General features: G+C 50.0%; 20 protein-coding genes and 1 pseudogene. 12 read left to right on the top strand and 9 right to left on the bottom strand.

All coding sequences use genetic code 11. The features are described from left to right. From Q0605_RS05680 to Q0605_RS05645, 8 genes are all read right to left on the bottom strand, one after another. Positions 1 to 744: FAD-dependent oxidoreductase (locus Q0605_RS05680; protein ID WP_298705013.1), on the bottom strand; the 744-nt coding region annotated here is incomplete at its 3' end. A gap of 261 nt (positions 745 to 1,005) precedes the next feature. Beyond that, positions 1,006 to 1,833, bottom strand: coding sequence for a radical SAM protein (locus Q0605_RS05675; protein ID WP_298705015.1), 828 nt, complete (start codon positions 1,831 to 1,833; stop codon positions 1,006 to 1,008). Further along, positions 1,833 to 2,609, bottom strand: coding sequence for a 4Fe-4S binding protein (locus tag Q0605_RS05670; RefSeq protein ID WP_298705011.1), 777 nt, complete (start codon positions 2,607 to 2,609; stop codon positions 1,833 to 1,835). Before Q0605_RS05670 ends, Q0605_RS05675 begins: the two co-directional genes overlap by 1 nt. Then, entirely contained in the window at positions 2,602 to 3,462 is an 861-nt protein-coding gene (locus Q0605_RS05665) for a substrate-binding domain-containing protein (RefSeq protein ID WP_298705009.1), read from the bottom strand. Before Q0605_RS05665 ends, Q0605_RS05670 begins: the two co-directional genes overlap by 8 nt. Positions 3,463 to 3,531: 69 nt before the next feature. Further along, the gene (locus tag Q0605_RS05660; RefSeq protein ID WP_298705008.1) at positions 3,532 to 4,641 is read right to left on the bottom strand and encodes a double-cubane-cluster-containing anaerobic reductase; all 1,110 of its coding nucleotides are present in this window, start codon (positions 4,639 to 4,641) and stop codon (positions 3,532 to 3,534) included. Continuing rightward, on the bottom strand, positions 4,638 to 5,414 hold the full coding sequence (locus Q0605_RS05655) for an acyl-CoA dehydratase activase (protein WP_298705006.1): 777 nt from the start codon (positions 5,412 to 5,414) through the stop codon (positions 4,638 to 4,640). Before Q0605_RS05655 ends, Q0605_RS05660 begins: the two co-directional genes overlap by 4 nt. 160 nt (positions 5,415 to 5,574) lie before the next feature. Continuing rightward, entirely contained in the window at positions 5,575 to 6,507 is a 933-nt protein-coding gene (locus Q0605_RS05650; RefSeq protein WP_298705004.1) for a DMT family transporter, read from the bottom strand. Positions 6,508 to 6,513: 6 nt separating this feature from the next. Then, a complete protein-coding gene (locus Q0605_RS05645; protein WP_298705002.1) occupies positions 6,514 to 7,419 on the bottom strand; it encodes a DMT family transporter in 906 nt (301 codons plus the stop codon). A gap of 525 nt (positions 7,420 to 7,944) precedes the next feature. Here Q0605_RS05645 and der point away from each other — a divergent pair. The 9 genes and pseudogenes from der (at position 7,945) to Q0605_RS05600 (ending at position 14,773) form a co-directional block, all read left to right on the top strand. Beyond that, positions 7,945 to 9,330, top strand: coding sequence for a ribosome biogenesis GTPase Der (gene der, locus Q0605_RS05640; RefSeq protein ID WP_298705000.1), 1,386 nt, complete (start codon positions 7,945 to 7,947; stop codon positions 9,328 to 9,330). Next, positions 9,317 to 9,811 (top strand): annotated as a pseudogene (locus tag Q0605_RS05635) (shikimate kinase); the annotation flags it as partial. The gene der and the pseudogene Q0605_RS05635, both read left to right, overlap by 14 nt. Positions 9,812 to 10,298: 487 nt before the next feature. Further along, positions 10,299 to 11,267, top strand: a complete 969-nt coding sequence (gene trpS / locus Q0605_RS05630) for a tryptophan--tRNA ligase (RefSeq protein ID WP_298704999.1) — start codon at positions 10,299 to 10,301, stop codon at positions 11,265 to 11,267. A 10-nt stretch (positions 11,268 to 11,277) separates the two neighbouring features. Continuing rightward, the gene (locus Q0605_RS05625) at positions 11,278 to 11,775 is read left to right on the top strand and encodes a DUF2628 domain-containing protein (RefSeq protein WP_298704997.1); all 498 of its coding nucleotides are present in this window, start codon (positions 11,278 to 11,280) and stop codon (positions 11,773 to 11,775) included. Positions 11,776 to 11,833: 58 nt separating this feature from the next. Continuing rightward, on the top strand, positions 11,834 to 12,100 hold the full coding sequence (locus Q0605_RS05620) for an ACT domain-containing protein (RefSeq protein WP_295147135.1): 267 nt from the start codon (positions 11,834 to 11,836) through the stop codon (positions 12,098 to 12,100). A 9-nt stretch (positions 12,101 to 12,109) separates the two neighbouring features. Continuing rightward, positions 12,110 to 13,447 carry a PFL family protein gene (locus tag Q0605_RS05615; RefSeq protein ID WP_298704994.1) on the top strand — a complete coding sequence of 446 codons (1,338 nt, stop codon included), beginning with the start codon at positions 12,110 to 12,112 and terminating at the stop codon, positions 13,445 to 13,447. Positions 13,448 to 13,471: 24 nt separating this feature from the next. Beyond that, on the top strand, positions 13,472 to 13,885 hold the full coding sequence (locus tag Q0605_RS05610; protein ID WP_298704993.1) for a hypothetical protein: 414 nt from the start codon (positions 13,472 to 13,474) through the stop codon (positions 13,883 to 13,885). 426 nt (positions 13,886 to 14,311) lie between these two features. After that, a complete protein-coding gene (locus Q0605_RS05605; RefSeq protein WP_298704991.1) occupies positions 14,312 to 14,536 on the top strand; it encodes a hypothetical protein in 225 nt (74 codons plus the stop codon). A gap of 24 nt (positions 14,537 to 14,560) precedes the next feature. Beyond that, positions 14,561 to 14,773, top strand: a complete 213-nt coding sequence (locus tag Q0605_RS05600; RefSeq protein WP_298704989.1) for a hypothetical protein — start codon at positions 14,561 to 14,563, stop codon at positions 14,771 to 14,773. 790 nt (positions 14,774 to 15,563) lie between these two features. On the opposite strand, the gene uvrB is transcribed toward Q0605_RS05600, so the two are convergent. Next, on the bottom strand, positions 15,564 to 17,540 hold the full coding sequence (gene uvrB / locus Q0605_RS05595) for an excinuclease ABC subunit UvrB (RefSeq protein WP_298704987.1): 1,977 nt from the start codon (positions 17,538 to 17,540) through the stop codon (positions 15,564 to 15,566). Positions 17,541 to 17,611: 71 nt separating this feature from the next. Between uvrB and Q0605_RS05590 the strand changes: the two genes are divergently transcribed. The 3 genes from Q0605_RS05590 to Q0605_RS05580 are packed head-to-tail and all read left to right on the top strand — an operon-like array spanning position 17,612 to position 18,569. Further along, positions 17,612 to 17,872, top strand: a complete 261-nt coding sequence (locus Q0605_RS05590) for a hypothetical protein (RefSeq protein WP_298704985.1) — start codon at positions 17,612 to 17,614, stop codon at positions 17,870 to 17,872. Then, the gene (locus tag Q0605_RS05585; protein ID WP_005871317.1) at positions 17,869 to 18,105 is read left to right on the top strand and encodes a hypothetical protein; all 237 of its coding nucleotides are present in this window, start codon (positions 17,869 to 17,871) and stop codon (positions 18,103 to 18,105) included. The genes Q0605_RS05590 and Q0605_RS05585 overlap by 4 nt, the downstream gene beginning before the upstream one ends. Beyond that, a complete protein-coding gene (locus Q0605_RS05580) occupies positions 18,102 to 18,569 on the top strand; it encodes a hypothetical protein (protein WP_298704983.1) in 468 nt (155 codons plus the stop codon). Before Q0605_RS05585 ends, Q0605_RS05580 begins: the two co-directional genes overlap by 4 nt. Positions 18,570 to 18,915: the final 346 nt, after the last annotated feature.

Genomic DNA, 18,915 nt, shown 5'->3' with positions numbered 1-18,915 from the left:
ACAAAATCCGCCCGCTGCCAAAACTACGCCTTTTTTGGCTTTGATCGTCTTTTTCTCGCCGCTTGTATTTTCGACATCGTCTTTTAGACTATTTGGGTCAAATTTGTAGTTTTCTCTGATAATTACGCCCTCTACGCCGCCATCCTCGCCTAAAACGAATTCATCAAATTTTGCTCTTTGTCTAAGCTCCGCACCCTGTAAATTTTTAAAATACTCGACCATCGGCTGAACGATGCCCGAGCCGCTGCCGTTAGTAGTTTGAACGGTTCTTGGGACGGAGTGGCCTCCCAGATGCGAGAGTTTATCTATGTATTTTACGCCGCATTTTATGGTGAGCTTATACGCGTCTTGCGCGCGGGTAGCGATGGTATCGATGAGATCGACGTGGTTTAGGCCCCGACCCGCTTTCAGGCAGTCTTTGATAAAAAGCTCGTTGCTATCTTTCACGCCCTCTGCTTTTTGTTTGTCGTTATTGGGCACTGCAAATAAGCCGCCGTTGATGACGCTGTTGCCGCCGATGCGACCCATCTTTTCAAGGATCAGCACCTTATTACCCTTCTCGGCTGCGGTGATACCTGCTGCAAGTCCTGCAAAACCGGAACCAACGATAACTACGTCCCACTCCTCGTCAAATTTGACGTCTTTAGCGTTAACCGCAGCATTTGCGTTTACGGAGCCGAGCGCTAAAGCACCCGCGCCAACTAGGCTCATTTTGAGCAGATCACGTCTTGAAACGTTTTCCATGATGTCTCCTTTATTTTACCGTTATACGGTTTTTTTTGATGCCTAATTTTAGAGTTATTGTACCAAAAGTTAAATAAAAGCAAAATAACATTATTTAAAAATTGTTTTTAAATTTTAGAAAACCGCCGCCGCTAAAAAGCCGCTTATCGGCCACTTGCTAGTTCTAAATTTAGACAAATTTTAAATTTAAATCTCTACACAAAATTTTGTGCGCTATGAGAGTGTATTATAGGCCGGATAAAAGACCCGCAAAGCAGGTCTTCATTTCTCGCAAAGCTTGCCGCATGCATCGGCGCGGCATCTGCTGCAGTGAGTCATCTGCGCCATTGAGCCGCCGATGAGCTTTCGCATGCTGCGAATTTCTTCGTTTGAGGGCGATTTGATATTTGAAAAAGGCGTATCATGCACGGGGATCATCGCCATGCAGTTCATGATATCGGCCTGCCACTCCTTGGCCTTTCTCGCGATTTCGGGGACGTGATCCATATTGACGCCGGGGATTACGACCGTATTGATCTTAACGATCATGCGGGCTTCTTTTAGTTTGCGAATCCCTTCCTCTTGGCGCTCCCCAAGAATTCTAGCGCCCTCTTCGCCGTGGTAAATTTTGTTTCCGTGGCGCACCCACGCATAAATTTTGCCGCCTACTTCGGGCGTTACGGCATTAACGGTCACCGTCACGTGGCTCACGCCGATGCGCACGATATCATCCACATGCTCGGGCAAAGATAGGCCATTTGTGGATAGGCAAAGTAGGGCGTGAGGGAAGCGGGCCTTGCATTTTTCAAAAGTCGCTAGGGTCTTGTCGGCATCGCACATAGGGTCTCCTGGCCCTGCGATACCGATGACCGAGATATCCTGTCTAAATTTAAATAGATTTTCCACGTATAGCGCGGCTTCGTCCGGGCTTTGCACTCTCCCCGTTACGCCGGGACGATTTTCGTTGGCGCAGTCGTAGATGCGGTTGCAAAAATTGCACTGGATATTGCAATGCGGCGCTACGGGAAGGTGCACGCGCCCGTAGGCGGCGGACGCTTTTTTACTAAAGCAGGGGTGGTTGTCGAAGGAGGGTTTGGCGAAAAAATTCATCAATCTTTTTTCCTTCCGAATTTGATGGCGTCCGCGTGGCAAACGTCCATACAGTCGCCGCAGTTCGTACAGTTCATCTCGTCTGGTCTCGTGCCCATTTCGCATTTGCGCAAACAGGCGTTGCAGTTGTCGCAGGCGTCTGTTTTATAAACGCGAAATATTGAAATTTTACGCAGCAGCTCCATTATCCCGCCGCTAGGACAGGCGAAGCGGCACCATAAATTTGCGACGATCAAGGACGCGGCGATGAGGGCCACGACGACGGTAGTGCGAACCGCCCAGTACCAGTCGGAAAATTTAAAAGACATGATAACGGCGTTGAGATACTCGTCGCTGGTGCGGATAGGGATCATGACGCGAGGATTGCCGTAGATAAAATATACGCCCGCGCTAAGCAAAACGGCTAGAACCATGCCTATTTGCGCATATCGTAGCTTCCTGTTATTTTTTAGCTTAAGCTTAAAAGCGGCAAATTTGCCCAGCATTTGATTTACGAATCCGCCAGGGCAAAGCCAGCCGCAAAACGCGCGCCCGAGGAAAATAACCAGCACGGGTATAAACAGCCAAAAGCCGAAAAACACGGTCGCGATCCGCCCCCAGCACGTAACGATCGGACAGGACTGGCAGTTTACGAAAGGCACGATAAATGGGCATCTAAAAATCCCGTAATACGCCCATTGCCCGATCGCGCCGATAAAAATCAGCTGCACCAAGCGACGAATTTTAGTTAGCCTAGAGACTTTTTTCATCTTTGCCATATTTACAATACTAAACATCTTTTACACCAAACCTTTCTATGAGTTCAAGCCCGCGCGCCGAATGGATGGAGGTAAAGCCGTGCTGCTCGAAAATTTCCTGCCCCTCCACGGAGCAGACAAAGTCCGCGAAGTCGTCGGCTAGCTTCTCGTCCTTTACGTACTTCATGATATTTAGCGTAAAGGTAAGCGGCCCGGGCGGGATGAGTTTCTCGTCGATCGGCATATATTCGATTTTGTCTTTAAACCTATCGTGCGTCGTTAGGCGCTTTTCGATGATGGACGCATCGCCCTTGCCCTCTAGCAGATCGCACATCATAGTAATTACGCACGCTCCGTTAGAGATCATATTTTTCATGACCGGCTCAGTAAGGCCGGAATTTTTCAAAATTCCCTTTACTGGTCCGCTACCTGGAGGTGAAGCCCTTAGCGGCAGCATCACCCGCACGCCGGGTTCCGCTAGATCCTTCAGATCGCGAATGCCCGCGGGATTTCCCTTCGGCACTACTAAAACGTAGTCGGTAAAACATAGCGGTCTAAAGCGAAGGCTAAGGCCAGCCTTGCGTAGTTTTTGGCTTAGCTCCAAAACGCGAGCTCCGAAAACCTCTGTCTTGCCCTGCAAGGCTAGCAGCGACTTCCCGAGCGCCCCCGCAAAGGCGCCGGTGTACTGGATATTATGCCCCGTTTTGGACTCGTACGCCTGATTTATCTGCGCAAAAGCCTCAGATAGCCCTCCGCACGACCAAACCTGCAATGAATCGGGCTTAAACGGCGTGAAGCCGGCGAGCATCGATTCGGGTCTGGCGATGGCTGCCGCTGCCAAAGCTCCTTTTAAAAAGCCGCGACGAGATGCGTCTATCTCTTTAAATTTCATGCAATCTCTCCTTTCTTTGGATTGTTAAATTTACAAAGCTCTTTATTTCAAAATTTAGAGCAACCTAGCTTAAAGCAGCTCTATAAACGCCTCTAAACGCGTGCGAATTTGCCCCACGTCCTGCTTGGAGTAGTCCGTCTCCAGGCTCATATAGTTCGCCCCCGCTTCGCGGCTTGCCTCTTTGATCCTGTTCGTCTCTATTGCGTAGGTGTGACAGCCGCTTAACACGACGTCGACGACGCCGTGGGCTTGATATTCGCGTACGAAATCCTTGATAACCTCTGAGCGTGCGTCGTTTTGATACATCACCGAACATGGAATTTTAAGGTAGCGTTCGGCGATATTTGCGACCAGATCGCCCTTTGTTTGCACTTGGTTTTGATAGCCTTTGGTGCCGGAGCAGTTTTCAAAGGCTACCACGTCCGCGCCCAGCTCCTCTATCTGCTTGATAACCTTTTCATACACGCCTCCGCTTGGACAGCCGGTGATGATGATCCGCTTTTTGCGAGTTTTCGGCGGCGTCATCTCCTTCGCGGCGGCTATGTAGGCGCGTATCATCTTAAGCTTTTCGCGTTTATCGTATATGAAGTCGCTCGCAAATGAAATTTGATGAATTTCGCTGCCCGCTACCGGCATCGGATTTAGTTTGCCAAGCTCTAAAAGCTCCAACATCACCTTGCGCTCTTCGTTGTAAATTTGCACCGCATCGAGCAGCGCTTCATCGGTGATTTTCGTATCAAATTTTTGCTCTAAAACTTTGCGAAATTCTCTAAGCTCGTCGGTAAAAAGCTCCAAGCTCTTGCCACCGGTCATATTCGGCAGCTGCAGCACGTGGACGTCCTTGTGCTTTGCCAGCAGCTCATACATCTTTTTCTTGCCGTCGCAGGTCGTTTCGCCTATGACGAGATCGCTGGCGTTCATATAGGGGCATTTTTTAGTAACTGCGTAGCCGTAGCTTGCCTTGATCAGCGGGCAAAGATTGCGCGGAAGCTCCGCGTGAGCGGCGTCTATCGGGCTCTCGTCATAGGCGCAAAGCCCAACCGGCACGGCGCCTGCGGCGTAAATGAGCTCCTTTGGCGAATAGGTGCAAAACATTCCCACTACGTGTTTGCCTTGCTCTTTTAGATCGTGCAGAGCCATTGCGTTGCGCTTTTTAAGCGCGTCAAAATCCATCTTCATCTCGTCTCCTTTGAAATTTCATTTGCTTTGCGTGCGCCGATAAGCGAAGCGCCCATCGCGCCGCAGTAGATTGCGTTTTCGTGAGTAAAAATTTCAGCCCCCAGATGCTCGCCTAGAAGCTGTTTGAAGAGCGGCACGTTGCTAAGCCCGCCGCTTAAAAAATAAATTTGATTTTCCAGCCGTTTGATGAGAGAGGCGACCTTATGCGCGGATGAGTCCACGATGGCGTAGGCGATCTCGCTCGTTTCGGCTCCGTTTGCGCTTAGCGAGACGATCTCGCTCTCGGCAAAAACAGTGCAGGTCGAGCTTAGCTTGATCGCGGGATTTTTGCGGGCGGTTTTGTAAATTTCGCTTAGCTCTAACCCCAGGCGGCCCGCACTGATCTCTAAAAATTTGCCCGTGCCCGCCGAGCATTTGTCGTTCATGATAAAATCCGCGGGCTTGCCGTTTTCGATCTTGATTGCTTTTGTATCCTGCCCGCCCACGTCGATGACGGTGCAATCAGGCTCAAACAAAAAGTGCGCCCCAAGGCCGTGGCATAAAATTTCGCTCATGCTAAGCTGCGCGTACTCCACGCTGACGCGTCCGTAGCCCGTAGCCGTCACGAAGCCCTCGCCGTAGCCTTTTTGCTCCAAATTTTGCTTGATCTGCCGCGCGACCTTGACCGCGCTAAAGCCGCTTGGCAGCAAAAATAGCTCGCAAAATTCGCCGCACTCGTCCATAACGGCGACCTTTGATGACGCCCCGCCGATGTCGATACCGATAAAATGCATAAAATTTAAATCCGTCGAAAAATATTTCTACGCCGTAGAACTTTATCGCAATCTTAGCTTTTTAAGACTTTTATATCGCTGAAATTTAGCGCGGCGGGCGGCGCGGATTAAATTTAGCCCCTCGGCGCGTTTTGAATTAGTTTTAAATTTAGATTTAAATTTAGCGCTCACGGGCGATTAGAATTCCGCTTAAAATCACCACCGCGATGCCCGCTAGCACTATCGGACCGGGCAGCCGATCGCCTAGCATAATTCCAAGCGCCATGCTAAAGAGGATGTCGCTATAGCTGATCGCCGCGACGATGCCAGCTTTGCGCGAAGCGGCGTAGGCGCGCGTCATGTAAATTTGGAAGTAGATCCCGCTGACACCCAGAAGCGCCACGAGTACCCAGCCAAAAAGGCTTGGCGGGTTGAAATAAGCAAGTCTCGCCAAATCCGCCCCGCTGAAAAGTCCTAAAATTTTGACCTCGCTATCACCGAGCGCCCAGCCCGCAGCCATCATCATCGCGCTTAAAAAGGTAGCGGAGGAGACAAAAACCAGCACGATGAGGTTGGTGGCGTAGTGTTTGCGGAGCTCGCGCACGCTCGTGTATGCAAGCCCCGCGCACATACCGCCGAAGATTCCCACCGCGTCGGTTACGCTGATGCCGATGTGCGGGCGCACGACGAGTAAAATTCCGCCAAATCCGAGCAGTATCGCAAACCAGCCCTTAGAGCTTAGCTTTTCGCCTAAGAAAAACGCCGAAAATAGCGCGGTGAAAATGGGCGCCGTCTTTTGGAAGGTAAAAGCAGTGCCAAGATCGATGTGAGCGATATTGTAGAAGGTCGCTAAGATCCCGCAGCTGCCGATAAAGCCGCGAAATGCAAGCAGCCACGGCTTGCCGCCCGGACCCAGATTTTTTACCCGCCGTAGCGAAAACAGCACGATTGCGATGCCCACGACGTTGCGGAAAAACACAATCTCGGCGCTACTCATCCGCTCTGCCATGACCTTGGCTAGCGCGCCGTTTAGTGCGAAATAAAAGCTTGCTACGAGCATATAGTAAACGCCAAGATGTTTCAGCCAAAATGTGGAGTAAAATTTCTGCTTCACGCCGTCCTACTTTCGGTTCGCGACGAGCGCGCCCGCGGCGATGATGAGCGCCATACCCACAAGCGCCATGAAACCAGGCAAGGCGTCGCCTAGCAGCAGCCCAAATAGCGTCGAAAAGATGATGTCTGCGTAGCTGATCGTAGCTACTATGCCCGCTTTGCGCGTCGCGGCGTAGGCCTTGGTGACGTAGGTTTGATAAAACAGCCCCAGCAGCCCCAAAAGCACGGCAAAGAGCCAGCTCTGCGCGTTTGGAATTTTAAATTTAGAAAGCATAAAGCTCAGCGCGGGCGCGTCTATAAATTCCGCCGCGATCATAAGCGCTACGGGCATCAGCGTGCCGGCAAGAAGCGCAGAGAGGATGATCGTATCGGAGCTATAGTATTTACGTAGCCCGCGCACGGAGGTAAGCGCCATTGCGGCGAATAATCCGCTTAAAATTCCAAAAATATCGCTCGGTTGCAAGCCAAACTGCGGCTGAATTACCAAAACGATGCCCACAAATCCGAGACAGACCGAGAACCAGCCCATCGCGCCGAATTTTTCGCCGAGGGTAAAATACGCGATGATCGCCGTCCAAATGGGTGCCGTTTTTTGAAAGGTAAATGCCTCGCCGAGGCTGATGTTGGCGACATTATAAAAAAATACCATCAGCCCCAAAATCCCGATAATGCCGCGAAACGCGAGCGTAAAAGGATGACCGCCTTTGTTTGCGAAGCGCGCCGCGCGGGGACGCGCTTTGATTTTATAAAGCAGGATCAAAAGTCCAGGCAGATTGCGAAAGAGCACGACCTCAAGCGATGAAATTTGCGCGCCCAAAAGCTTGGCAAAAACGCCCGTAAGAGAGTTGTAAAAGCACGCCATCAGCATATAATACACGCTTAGATGGTGCAGCAAGAAGTTGTTGTATTTCATCGCGTCCCTTTAAATTTGCGGAATTATACACGCATAATGATTAAATTTTAATATTCCGCCGTTTTTAATCTCACCCTCGCCGCACCGCCCGCTTCTAATCCTCGCTGCATCATCACTTTTAATCTTGCCGCGCCGCCTGTTTTTGCGCGTTTGAGCACAACGGCTCGGTTTTGTACTTCGGCGCTTGAATACGCGGAATAGTCAAAATTTACGCAGCTGCGGGTTTTTATGTTTTCGCGCGGTTGTGCCCGTTTTTGTGCTTCGACCGCTAGCTTTCGCACTTAGACCGAGGTTTTTAAAATTTATAAAATTTACGCATCGCCCCGTTCTGTGCCGTCTGAGGCGATGGATCGCACGCCTTGGCGTCTTTTACGAGCGGCATCCTCGCTAGTGCTGCGATAAATTTCGCTAAATTTAGCGCCTAAATTTCATAAAATTTTACCGCTTAGCTCCGCGAGCGAGCGCGTAGAATTTGGCTTTAATCTATTTTTGGTTATAATCGCGCCAAAAACTACAAGGACGAACGTGAAAAGTTTGATCATCATCGGGCGCCCCAACGTCGGCAAGTCGAGCCTTTTTAACCGCCTAGCGGGCGCTCGCATCGCCATCACGAGCGACGTTGCGGGTACGACGCGCGATACCAATAGAGCCGAAGCCGAAATTTTCGATCGCCGCGTGCGCGTGATTGATTCGGGCGGCTTGGACGATACCTCCGAGCTGTTTGCGCGCGTGCAGGCTAAGACGCTAAGCGAGGTCAAGAGCGCGGATTTGATAATCTTTATGACGGACGGCAAGCTATTGCCGAGCGACGATGAGCGGCGGATATTTTTCTCGCTGCAGAGACTTGGCAAGCCCATCGCCTTGGCGGTCAATAAAATAGACGGCAAGCGCGACGAGGAGCGCAGCTGGGAGTTTAACGAATTCGGCGTTAAATTTTTCCCGATCTCCGTCTCGCACAACAGCGGCATCGACGAGCTGAAAGAGTGGATATACGGCTTCTTGGACCCTGCGCCTGCGCAGCAGGACGAGGATGAAATTTTTGATGATTTTATAGAGGGCTTTAACGACGAGGGCGAGCCGAAAGAGGGGCGCGACGAGGAATTTTACGCTAGTAAAACCATCGGCGTGGGTATCATCGGGCGGGTAAACGTCGGTAAATCGAGCCTTCTAAACGCGCTTGTGGGCTCGCAGCGCTCGGTCGTGAGCGATTATGCGGGCACGACGATCGATCCGGTGAACGAAAGCACGGAATTTGAAGGGCGCACGCTTGAGTTTATCGACACGGCGGGCATTCGCCGCCGCGGTAAGATCGAGGGCATCGAGCGTTTCGCGCTAAATCGCACCGAAAAAATTTTACAAAACTCCGACATCGCGCTTTTGGTGCTTGACGCAAGCGAGCCGCTAAACGAGCTGGACGAGCGCATCGCGGGGCTTGCGGCTAAATTTGAACTCGGGCTCATCATAGTTTTAAACAAATGGGATCTTTGCGAGCGCGATTACGACGAGTTTTGCCGCGATCTGCGCGATAGGTTTAAATTCCTTTCCTACGCGCTGATCATCAGCGTCAGCGCGACGGACAGGAAACGAATCCATAAAATTTACCCGCTCATTTTGGAGGTTTATTCAAATTTCACGCGCAAGCTCGGCACCGCAAGGATCAATGAAGCGGTAGAAGCCGCGATAAAGGCGCATCCGATACCTCGCGAGCGGGGCAAATCGGTTAAAATTTACTACGCCGCGCAGATCGGCTTTGCGCCGCCGAAGATCGCCCTTGTGATGAACCGCCCGCAAGCGCTACATTTTAGCTACAAGCGCTATTTGATGAACAGGCTGCGCGCGAGCTTCGCTCTTTCGGGAAGCCCGCTAGTGCTGCTGCCGCGCAAAAAAGGGGAGAGCGATGAAGAGCGGTAACATCGTGCTCATCGGCTTTATGGGGGTCGGCAAGGGCACGGTAGCACGGGCGCTAGCTGTGCAAAGCGGGATGTTTGCGCTTGATTGCGACGATATGATCGAAAGCTACGCCAATAAAAAGATCGGGCAAATTTTTAAAGAGCAGGGCGAGCAGAGCTTCAGAAAGATGGAAGAGGGCCTTGCGAAATTTTTAGAAAAGTCCGTCCACTGCGCCGTGATCTCCACCGGCGGCGGCTTTTACGCCGTGAAAAATTTAAATAAAATCGGCACCGTCGTGTATCTGAAATCAAGCTTTGAGGGGATCATTAATCGCTTAAAAAACAGCGAAAACGCGGAGAAAAAATTTGCCAAGCGCCCGCTGCTAGCCGATCTGCAAAAGGCCGCGGCGCTGCATGCCGAAAGAGACGGGGCGTATGAAAAAAAGGCCGACATCGTAATCAACGTCGAAAATAAAAGCGTAAAAAAGATCGTAAAAGAAATTTGCTCCGCCTGCGACGGGCTAAATTTAAAGGGGAAAAAGATGTCTAAACAAAAGTGCCCGGGCGGCGGCAAAAATTCCAAGTCGCACGGAAAAGAGAGTAAAGGCGATAAGCTTGAAAAGAAAGAGGCGCTAAAGCAAAAGCTGCGCGAGCTACTAGAGGGCTTAGAACGCGAGGAAATTCCAAAGCGAGTGATCGCGTGGCACTTCGATCTTTACGAGCCTTACGCGCTTGAGCTGGCGGGATCGAGTAGTTATGACGCGGATGACGACGACTGGGCGTGCGAGGACGAGGATGAGTTTTATCCGCAAAGCTCGCGCTTGCAGCTTGAATTTTTAAATGAGCTTTCGTGGCGACAGGTTTTAAAAATGCTCGTGCAGGCTCTGCGCGAGCTGCGAGAGCAGATGCCAGATGCAAAAATTTTTAAGTGCAAGCACGTTGCCGCAGGCTTCGTAGACGGCGATCTGATTTTGATTTAAAGGAGCAACGATGAGAATTTTAACGGGTCTTCAGCCCAGCGGCAAGCTGCATTTGGGCAACTACTTCGCGAGCATCAAGCAGATGGTGGATGCGCAAAACGCGGGCGAGCAGATGTTTATGTTTATCGCAAACTACCATGCGCTCACGTCCGTAAGCGACGGTGCAAAGCTTAAAAATTCCACCTATGAGGCCGCCGCAGCGTTTTTGTCTCTCGGGATCGATCCGAAAAAGACGGTGTTTTGGGTACAAAGCGACGTGAAAGAGGTGCTAGAACTTTACTGGATTTTAAGCGGATATGCGCCGATGGGGCTGCTCGAGCGGGCGCACGCATACAAAGACAAGATCGCCAAGGGCTTTGAGAGTAAGCACGATCTGTTTAGCTACCCCGTGCTGATGGCGGCGGACATCCTGCTATACAGTGCGGAGGTCGTGCCTGTGGGCAAGGATCAGATCCAGCACGTCGAGATCGCCCGCGACATCGCGCTTAAATTTAACAACGCCCACGGCGAAATTTTAACTATTCCGCAAGCGCGCATAAACGATGAAGTGGCGATCGTGCCGGGCACCGACGGCGCGAAGATGAGCAAGAGCTATGGCAATACGATCGATATTTTTGCAGATGCCGCAACGCTAAAGAAGCAAATTTCAAGTATCGTAACGACCTCCGAGCCGCTAGAGGCGCCTAAGCAGTGGCGCGGATGCAATGTCTATAATATCGCGAAGCTGTTTTTAAGCGAAGCGGAGCAGACGGAGCTACAGGCTCGCTACGAGCGGGGCGGTGAGGGGCACGGGCACTTCAAGGCGTATCTAAACGAGCTCGTGCTTAGCTACTTCAAAGACGCGCGGGATAAATTCGAATACTATCAAAGCCACCGAGAAATTTTAGACGAGATGCTAAGACAGGGCGCGCAAAGAGCGGCTGCGACGGCTGCTTCATTGATGCAAAAGGTTCGCGCTGCCGTAGGGATTTATCGCTAAGGAGAGTGAGATGACGGATTATGCTAGAGAAATTTTATCTGACGGCAAGTTGCTTCGACAGAAGCTGGAAATTTTCTTGCAAACCCCTAGCAAGGTTGAAATTTACGCACGCGCCTGCGAGAAATTTTTCGCTGCGGGTAAGCAGCGCGAGTTAAATTACGTAAGTACGTGGAGCTGGTGGGGATTTTTCGGCACGCTGTTCTTTTTTCTGTACCGCAAGGAGTATAAAATTGCCGCAGCCCTATTTGCCGTTATGGTAATTTCTTGCTTCGTTCCGTTTTTTGATGGACATGATAGAACTATAGGAACGGCGATTAGCGTCAGTAGCGGGACTATGGCGAAATATTACGTTTGCGATAGTTTTGTTTCATTGTTAGATAAACAGGACGACGAAGCCCTAAGAAAGGGCGGCGGCGTGAATAGATGGGCGATATGGCTCGCGGTAATATTTTACGCTTTTGTCGCAATTGTGTTTGCGCTAATAATTTCAAACGGCGGCAAAGTTTAGCCGTTTTAAAGGGCTTCTGCGCTTAAAATAGCTAAATAAATTTTAAAAAGGAGTAAGAATGAAAGCGATCGTAACGGTAATCGGTAAGGACAAAGTTGGCATAGTGGCGGGCGTTTCGGCTAAGCTAGCGCAGCTTGGGCTAAACATAGACGACATCAGCCAGACGGTTTTGGACGAGTTTTTTACGATGATGGCGGTGGTTTCCAGCGACGAAAAGCAGGACTTCACGGCTCTAAAGGGGGAGCTAAACGAGCTTGGCGAAAAGCTAAAAGTAAAGATCAACATCCAAAGCTCGGCGATCTTTGACGCCATGCACAACATCTAAGGCGCCGATATGGACATCAAAAACGTAACCGAAACGATCGCGATGATCGAGGAGCAAAATTTCGACATCCGCACGATCACGATGGGTATCAGCCTGCTTGACTGCATCGATCCCGATATCGACAAGGCGGCGGAGAAAATTTACGCCAAGATCACCGACAAGGCGCGCGATCTCGTAAAGGTCGGCAATGAAATTTCAGCAGAGCTTGGTATCCCGATCGTAAATAAGCGCGTCTGCGTAACGCCTATCGCCATCATCGGCGCAGCGACGGATGCCGCAGACTACGTCCCGCTAGCTAAGGCGATGGATGAGGCGGCCAAAAAGGTCGGTATCGACTTTATCGGCGGCTTTTCGGCGCTCGTGCAAAAGGGCTACGCAAAGGGCGATAAAATTTTAATCGACTCCATCCCTGCCGCGCTCGCCGCGACGCAGAAGGTCTGCTCGTCGGTAAATATCGGCTCGACCAAGACGGGCATAAATATGAGCGCGGTCGCCGATATGGGGCGCGTGATCAAAGAAACGGCGCGGCTTTCCGATCTTGGCGCCGCCAAACTCGTCGTGTTTGCTAACGCCGTCGAGGATAATCCGTTTATGGCGGGTGCATTTCACGGCGTGGGCGAGGCCGAGGTCGTCATAAACGTGGGCGTATCGGGCCCCGGCGTCGTTAAACGAGCGCTTGAGAAGGTGCGCGGTCAAAGCTTTGACGTGGTCGCCGAGACCGTAAAAAAGACGGCGTTTAAGATCACGCGCATCGGACAGCTCGTCGGTCAAATGGCGTCTGAGCGCCTTGGCGTGAAATTTGGCATCGTCGATCTCTCGCTAGCTCCAACCCCTGCAGTGGGTGATTCGGTCGCGCGCGTGCTTGAGGAAATGGGCTTAGAGCGAGTCGGTACGCACGGCACGACGGCAGCTTTGGCGCTACTAAACGACGCGGTCAAAAAGGGCGGCGTCATGGCGTGCAACCAAGTAGGCGGACTTAGCGGCGCGTTTATCCCCGTCTCCGAAGACGAAGGCATGATCGCTGCAGTGCGCGCAGGCTCGTTAAGCTTAGAAAAGCTCGAAGCGATGACTGCGATCTGCTCGGTGGGGCTCGATATGATCGCAATACCCGAGGATACGCCCGAGCAGACGATCGCCGCTATCATAGCCGACGAGGCCGCGATCGGCGTGATAAATCAAAAAACGACCGCCGTGCGCATAATCCCAAAAGGCAAAGAGGGCGACACGCTGGAGTTTGGCGGCCTGCTCGGTAGCGCGCCCGTGATGAGCGTAAATAAAAACTCCTCGGCTGACTTCATCGCTCGCGGCGGCCAGATACCGGCTCCTATTCATAGTTTTAAGAACTAAATTTAACCGGCCTAAGGAGGAAAGATGAGAGCGTTTGCGTTATTTGTGGCAGCTTTGCTTTTTAGCGGCTGCTCCATAATCTCGGCGTTTTATAGCAAGGAGAAAAAATTCGAGCTGGCGGGCTTGGGGCAAGACGGGGTCTATAGGACCTCGGACGGCAGCACAGACACGCTAATAAAAATAATGTCCGCCCGCACAAAAGAGGGCGAGCCGTATCGTATAATCCACACGCTGGAAATTCCTAAAAATTCTACCCAAACGGATTTTGATAGCAACGATAAAGAGGTATTTAAAATAGACTGCTCAAAGAATTATTGCGAGCCTAAATACGACGAGGAGCCGAAAAGAATTGCCATTTCTTGGCCTGCGCCGAATGGGGGCGGCGTTTTTGACGGCGTCATATATCTAAAAAATTTACGGCTCGTAAAGGCGTATTAAATTTGCGGATTTAAAGCGTGTAAAATTCGTAAAACTTAGCGAGTAAAATTCTAAGTCGCCGCGATGGATTTTTTTTGGGCTTTAAATTATGTGCTGCGGGCGTGGAATTTCGGCTTGAAATTTCGGCTTGAAATTTTACGGTGCGCTGTCTCTATGGCGCGATCCCCGCGGCGCGCTAAAATTTTAAAATTTCGTCGTAAGACGCGGCGTTAAAATTTCATCGCCGCGCGAGACGGACAGCGGCGGGTCTTTTGAAATTTTAAATTTTAAAGCGACTTTCATTAAGATTTTAAAATTTAAAAGCAACCTGTTTCGTTATCATTGCTCGTCCGCTTAAGAAGCGAGCGGGATTCTATTTTGGCGCGGATTAAATACAGCGCGCAAAACGGTGCGGCGTCAAAATTTTAAAAGACGAGTGAAAATAAAATGCAAAAAATGGCTTGGGAATTTAGCGAGTTTGAAAAGGTCGCAACGGACGAGGGCTTTATTTGGTATGCGGAGCTGGAATTAAAAAGCGAAAGCTTCGGCGAGGTGTCGTTTTGTCTTGTGTCTGCGGATACGGCGGATGCGGACGATGAGACGATTTCACTCGCGCAGCGCATCGCCCGAGACATCAATCGGTACGTAAAAGATGCCCTCGCCTTCCTGTGAGACGAGCTTAGGCGCGAGTATCGTTTGGGTGAAGATGAGCTTAGGCTGCTTGACGCGCCCGTTTGCGATCTGCCGTTTGAGCTTCCGCAATGCACGTTTTACGCGCGCGATACGCAGTGGCTGATGAGATTTGTCGAGGGTGCGCTTGATATTTGCGAGCCTTTCGGAATCGGGGTGATTTTCGAGGGCGAAAGACCGCTGCGCGTAGAAAATTTAGAGCTTAGCAGAGAGTATTAACCGCGGATAAAATTTTAAATTTAGAGGCGATTTTAAAATTTACACAGCGCGCAGATCGGCGCATTATGACGCGCTCTCGCGGATAAATTTAAATCGCAGCTTCTTGTCGTTTTGAAATTTTGTGGCGCACTGCAGCGGCTAAGATACGCTTCGATAAACGCCATCTAAATTTCATTTCCCGCGCCGTTCAAATACTTCGTTCGTGCCCTTAAAAGCGAGCGTTTATGACCGCGGCGCGAATGTAGGTGCAGGCAGGTTTGGAATTCTACGTAAAATTTTGAAAGTATCCGCGCGCAATGGCAAGTAAAAAGCGCGCGGCGGTATAGAGTGGGGTAGTGCGACTGCTGTAAATCGGGCTCGTAAATTGCGGATCGAAAGCGAGTTGAAACAAAAAGCTCGGCGCATAGATTTACGGATCGCGCGTCTAGCGCGGTAGGGGGGGCGGAGTAAAATTTTTCGCGAGAAAACGAGAAAAATCGATGTATAAATTTCGCGCGCAAACTATCTTAAATTTAACGAGCAAATTTTAAAACCGCTCTCGCAGCAATCCGCCTCAAACTATCTAAAATTTAATGAGTAAATTTTAAAATTTCACCTTGCGGCATTCCTGCGCGAATTATTTAAATTTAATGATTAAATTTCAAAACTCGCCGTCTCGCATCGCGCCCAAATTTACGCTCTGCCTGACGATATTGGGCGCGCAAATTTCGCTCTGTGTACGCGCGCAAATTTCGCGCTCCGCCAGGTGGAATTTAACGCGCAAATTTCACGATGTTTCGGGCCTTGCAACTTACAGCTTCCTAAGTTTTGCGATCTCATCGCGCAGCGCTGCGGCCTTTTCAAACTCCAGCGCGGCTGCGGCGTCGAGCATCTGCTTGCGAAGCTCCTTTACGATCTTGGCGCGCTCGGCGGCTGGCATTTTTTCGAGATTAGCACCCTTTCTTAAAATTTCGGTGCCGTCCTCGATCTTTAGGCTCTCCTCGATATTGCGGCTCGCAGAATGCGGGGTTATGCCGTGGGCGCGGTTGTATTCATCTTGAAATTTGCGACGTTTTTGGGTGATGTCGATCGCCTCTTGCATCGAGGCGGTGATCTTTTTGCAAAACATCACGACCTGCCCGTGCACATTTCGCGCGGCTCGCCCCATCGTCTGAATGAGGCTCGTGCGCGAGCGCAAAAAGCCCTCCTTATCGGCATCCATGATCGCGATAAGGCTTACTTCGGGCAGATCGAGCCCCTCGCGGAGCAGATTTATACCGATTAGCATATCGTATTCGCCGCTGCGAAGGCCGCGGATGAGCTCGTTGCGCTCGATCGCATCGATGTCCGAGTGCATATATTTGACCTTAAGCCCAAGCTCCAGATAGTATTTGCTCAGCTCCTCCGCCATCTTTTTGGTTAGCACGGTCACTAAAATCCGCTCGCCGCGCGCGATGACCTCCTTTGCCATATCGTGTAAAATTTCGACCTGGTTGTCGCTGTCTTTTAAGATAATCTGCGGATCGAGTAGTCCCGTCGGGCGCAGTATCTGCTCATATACGGCTCCGCGGCTAAGCTGTAGCTCGTAATCATTTGGCGTTGCGGAGACGAATAGGAATTTCGCTTTTTTATTGATAAACTCATCAAACATCAGCGGGCGGTTATCAAGTGCTGATGGCAGGCGAAAGCCGTACTGCACGAGCGTTTCTTTGCGGCTGCGATCTCCTGCAAACATCCCGCGAAACTGCGGCAGGCTCACGTGACTTTCATCGACGATGACGAGGTAGTCCTTGCCCTTGCTCTCGTAGTAATCAAAGAGCGAATAGGGCGTCTCGCCTGGTTTTTGACCGGTCAGATAGCGCGCGTAGTTTTCGATCCCCTTGCACATCCCCGTAGCGCCCAGCATCTCAAGGTCAAATTCCACTCGTCCTTTCAGCCGCTGCGCCTCTACGAACTTGCCCGCGTCCTCGAAAAATTTTAGCCTCTGCTCAAGCTCCTCCTCGATCCCTTTGATCGTCGACTTCAGACGCTGCTCGCCCACGATGAACTGGCTCGTCGGGTAGAGAATAAATTTTTTGACGCTCTGCGTCTTTTTGTTTTCGAGCACGTCCAGATGATACATCGCCTCTATCTCGTCGCCGAAAAACTCGATCCTAAACGCCTCGTCGTTAAAATACGCGGGGTAGATGTCGATCACGTCGCCGTTTACGCGAAAATTCCCGCGATCAAAAAAGTCGTCGTTGCGTTTGTAGCCCATATCGACGAGCTTGCGAAGCAAAAATTTAGTGCTAAATTTTGATCCGATCTCAAAAAACAGCACCATGCCTTTGTATTCGGCGGGATCGCCCAGGCCGTAGTTTGCCGAAACCGACGCTACTGTGATGACGTCATCGAAGCTCAGCAAACTCGCAGTGGCGCTTAGTCGCAAGCGCTCGAGCTCAGCATTTACGTCGCTGTCCTTTTCGATGAAAAGATCCTGTCTAGGGATGTAAGCTTCGGGCTGATAGTAATCGTAGTAGCTGATGAAGTACTCGACGTGATTTTGCGGGAAAAAGCCCTTAAATTCGCTATAAAGCTGCGCTGCGAGGGATTTATTATGCGTCATTACGAGCGCGGGAATTCCAAGCCTCTTAATAATATTTGCCATGGTAAATGTTTTACCTGAGCCGGTAACTCCGAGAAGGGTTTGGTATTTGTTGCCGCTTTGAAAGCCCGCGACGATGCCTTCGATCGCTTTTTCTTGATCCTCGCTCGGAGAGAATTTGCTCTCGATTTTAAAATTTTGCAAAATTTTTCCTTTTTTAAAGCCAAATTTGGGTAATATCTTTACTTAAAATTATATCAGAAAAAGGCGAAATAATGGAATCAATCTTTGACGAAGAGAAAAAGGTCGAGGGCTTAAGCAATAAAGTAGCTGAGCTGATTAGGCGCTATAGCGAGGCTAGGGACGAAAACGAAAAGCTACGCACCGAGCTAGCGACGATCAAGGCGCAAAATGAGGCCTTGGGGATGCAGCTCGGCACGCTAGAAAACGATCTAGCGTATCGCAAGATGAGCGACGAGGATCTAAGCAAGCAGATCGACGACGTTTTAGCAGGCGATAATTTAGGCGAGAAATGAAAGAAATTTCGGTTCAGCTGACGAGTAAGTCTTTGACGAAAAAATACGCGATAAGCCTGGATGATGACTTTGCAAAGGTCTTCGGCAGAGACTGGCGGATTTTAACTCGTGGCAGCGATCATCTGGATGCGGGCGAACTACTTGAAGCCTATATCCAAAAAAGCTATGAAAATTTCATGCTTAATAAAAAAATAGATGCCTTGGTAAAGGACATCGACGAAGGAGTAAAATGATGAAAATGAGAAAAGGTGCGGCAGTAGGCGGCGGCGTAAGCGGGATAATATTTTTAGCGATTATAATCTTCGTGATAGTAAAAATAATATATCCTAAATTAAGCGGTGCTAAGGATGAGGTTTTAGTAAAAGCTTACGCAGTCGAGCTTGAAGGTGTATTTAAGGATATACAAAGAGATTACCTCAATCAAGGTGGATTTAGAATGCTTAAAAGTATGACGGGCTCCAGGCAGTTTAGTGATAGCGATCTAGAAAAAACCGTCACTTTAAATCAATCATTTGATTACGGCGTAGGACCGAAACTCAAAAACGATATGATCTTTTGCGCGACGATCACCTTACGCCAAGACGGCGAGGGGTATTTTTTCGAGACCTCGAATATCAATCGCAACAGGGAGCGCTGCGAAGCATTTCATAAAGATACGACCTATATGAAGCTAAATGGCTTTAGGATAGGCAAATAATTTTTAAAATTTAATCGCGCTACTGCTATGGATTCGTAAAGCATCCGTGCAGCATAAGCGCGATAGTACTAGTGAAGTGCGTAGCCGTGCGTCGGCTCGCACCTCGTGCCAAAAACATGCTAAGTCTCAAGAATTCATCTTTATAGATATTTTTTTAAAATTTAGCTTTAAAATCGGTATTTTTGCATTTATATTGACAGCTTATCGACTAAAATTTTAATCATATTTTAGTTTATAATTCATAGCGGTCGTGATTTATGCTATTGCGGTTAAATTTATGATATGTGTGCTTTGAAGCTATGCCCCTCGCGTGACGCGATGCGAGCTGAGATTTACGAAAAGCGCC

This window comes from uncultured Campylobacter sp., assembly GCF_938017705.1.
GTDB lineage: Bacteria > Campylobacterota > Campylobacteria > Campylobacterales > Campylobacteraceae > Campylobacter_B.
This window is presented reverse-complemented; position numbering and strand designations above follow the sequence as displayed.

What these genes read in the sequence shown, in the direction of transcription:
- Q0605_RS05675 (WP_298705015.1), bottom strand. Translation starts at nt 1,833, where the DNA reads ATGAATTTTTTCGCCAAACCCTCCTTCGACAACCACCCCTGCTTTAGT.
- Q0605_RS05670 (WP_298705011.1), bottom strand. Translation starts at nt 2,609, where the DNA reads ATGTTTAGTATTGTAAATATGGCAAAGATGAAAAAAGTCTCTAGGCTA.
- Q0605_RS05665 (WP_298705009.1), bottom strand. Translation starts at nt 3,462, where the DNA reads ATGAAATTTAAAGAGATAGACGCATCTCGTCGCGGCTTTTTAAAAGGA.
- Q0605_RS05660 (WP_298705008.1), bottom strand. Translation starts at nt 4,641, where the DNA reads ATGAAGATGGATTTTGACGCGCTTAAAAAGCGCAACGCAATGGCTCTG.
- Q0605_RS05655 (WP_298705006.1), bottom strand. Translation starts at nt 5,414, where the DNA reads ATGCATTTTATCGGTATCGACATCGGCGGGGCGTCATCAAAGGTCGCC.
- Q0605_RS05645 (WP_298705002.1), bottom strand. Translation starts at nt 7,419, where the DNA reads ATGAAATACAACAACTTCTTGCTGCACCATCTAAGCGTGTATTATATG.
- trpS (WP_298704999.1), top strand. Translation starts at nt 10,299, where the DNA reads ATGAGAATTTTAACGGGTCTTCAGCCCAGCGGCAAGCTGCATTTGGGC.
- Q0605_RS05625 (WP_298704997.1), top strand. Translation starts at nt 11,278, where the DNA reads ATGACGGATTATGCTAGAGAAATTTTATCTGACGGCAAGTTGCTTCGA.
- Q0605_RS05620 (WP_295147135.1), top strand. Translation starts at nt 11,834, where the DNA reads ATGAAAGCGATCGTAACGGTAATCGGTAAGGACAAAGTTGGCATAGTG.
- Q0605_RS05615 (WP_298704994.1), top strand. Translation starts at nt 12,110, where the DNA reads ATGGACATCAAAAACGTAACCGAAACGATCGCGATGATCGAGGAGCAA.
- Q0605_RS05610 (WP_298704993.1), top strand. Translation starts at nt 13,472, where the DNA reads ATGAGAGCGTTTGCGTTATTTGTGGCAGCTTTGCTTTTTAGCGGCTGC.
- Q0605_RS05605 (WP_298704991.1), top strand. Translation starts at nt 14,312, where the DNA reads ATGCAAAAAATGGCTTGGGAATTTAGCGAGTTTGAAAAGGTCGCAACG.
- Q0605_RS05590 (WP_298704985.1), top strand. Translation starts at nt 17,612, where the DNA reads ATGGAATCAATCTTTGACGAAGAGAAAAAGGTCGAGGGCTTAAGCAAT.
- Q0605_RS05585 (WP_005871317.1), top strand. Translation starts at nt 17,869, where the DNA reads ATGAAAGAAATTTCGGTTCAGCTGACGAGTAAGTCTTTGACGAAAAAA.
- Q0605_RS05580 (WP_298704983.1), top strand. Translation starts at nt 18,102, where the DNA reads ATGATGAAAATGAGAAAAGGTGCGGCAGTAGGCGGCGGCGTAAGCGGG.